The organism is Paenibacillus sp. J22R3 (assembly GCF_056269305.1).
The window spans coordinates 1-1401 of record NZ_JBWDNS010000019.1; the positions used below are offsets into that span (position 1 = coordinate 1).

Annotated in this window: 3 rRNA genes; all 3 read right to left on the reverse strand. The window is 51.5% G+C overall.

From position 1 onward, the window contains the following. Positions 1-446: ribosomal RNA gene (locus tag AC0YN4_RS31780) — 23S ribosomal RNA — on the reverse strand; the annotation flags it as partial. 315 nt (positions 447-761) lie between these two features. Next, positions 762-878, reverse strand: a 5S ribosomal RNA gene (gene rrf / locus AC0YN4_RS31785). Positions 879-997: 119 nt separating this feature from the next. Then, a 16S ribosomal RNA gene (locus AC0YN4_RS31790) occupies positions 998-1401 on the reverse strand; the annotation flags it as partial.

Consider the following 1401-nt stretch of genomic DNA (forward strand, 5'->3'; position numbering starts at 1 on the left):
CCACGAGGTTTCACGTGTCTCGCGGTACTCAGGGTACGTCTCGGAGAGTGCTGACTTTGGACTACAGGGCTTTTACCTCTTATAGCGGGCCTTTCCAGACCTCTTCGTCTAATCAACACCTTTGTAACTCCATGTGAGACGCCCTACAACCCCAAGAAGCAAGCTCCTTGGTTTGGGCTAATCCGCGTTCGCTCGCCGCTACTGACGGAATCACTATTGTTTTCTCTTCCTCAGGGTACTTAGATGTTTCAGTTCCCCTGGTCTGCCTCTTCATAACCTATGTATTCAGTTATGAGTGACTGGACATTACTCCAGCCGGGTTTCCCCATTCGGACATCCCCGGATCAAAGCCTGCTTACGGCTCCCCGAGGCATTTCGTCGTTCGCCACGTCCTTCTTCGGCTCCTAGCGCCTAGGCATCCTCCGTGCGCTCTTAGTAGCTTAACCTATGCTCCGGTTTTATGTGCCAGATGCGGCTCCTTTGACTATGCTTCGCTTCGCACGCCTATTTCGATGATCTCTCCCGTTGTACTGCGTACAAAAGTCGTTCTAATTCGAAATTGTCGTTGCTGCGCTCTGCCGTCAAAAGTCGCTTGCTGGCAAAACCTTCGCTTGCAGCATAAATGCTGCGCACTTCGATTAAATCTCAGCTAAGAGATATTTCGCAAATTTCATATCCAGTTTTCAAGGAACAACTTCGTAAGTGTTACGACTGAGGTTAATCAGGCGTCACTTAGCGAAAGGTAAGTGCTTATGGCACTCGCTTGGCAACGTTCTACTCTCCCAGGACCCTGCGGTCCAAGTACCATTGACGCTGAAGGGCTTAACGGTCGTGTTCGAGATGGGTACGCGTGGTTCCCCTTCGCCATTATCACCAAACGAATGTGTATTGTGTTGTAGAAAGAGACTTGCTCTTTCAAAACTGAACATGAGCGAACCAGTCGGTTTGCATCTTACGATGCTTATCGTTTCCTCATCGGGAAACGGTATTCTCTTAGAAAGGAGGTGATCCAGCCGCACCTTCCGATACGGCTACCTTGTTACGACTTCACCCCAATCATCTACCCCACCTTCGGCGGCTGGCTCCCTTGCGGGTTACCCCACCGACTTCGGGTGTTGTAAACTCTCGTGGTGTGACGGGCGGTGTGTACAAGACCCGGGAACGTATTCACCGCGGCATGCTGATCCGCGATTACTAGCAATTCCGACTTCATGCAGGCGAGTTGCAGCCTGCAATCCGAACTGAGACCGGCTTTTAAGGATTGGCTCCACCTCGCGGTATCGCTTCCCGTTGTACCGGCCATTGTAGTACGTGTGTAGCCCAGCTCATAAGGGGCATGATGATTTGACGTCATCCCCACCTTCCTCCGGTTTGTCACCGGCAGTCACTTTAGAGTGCCCA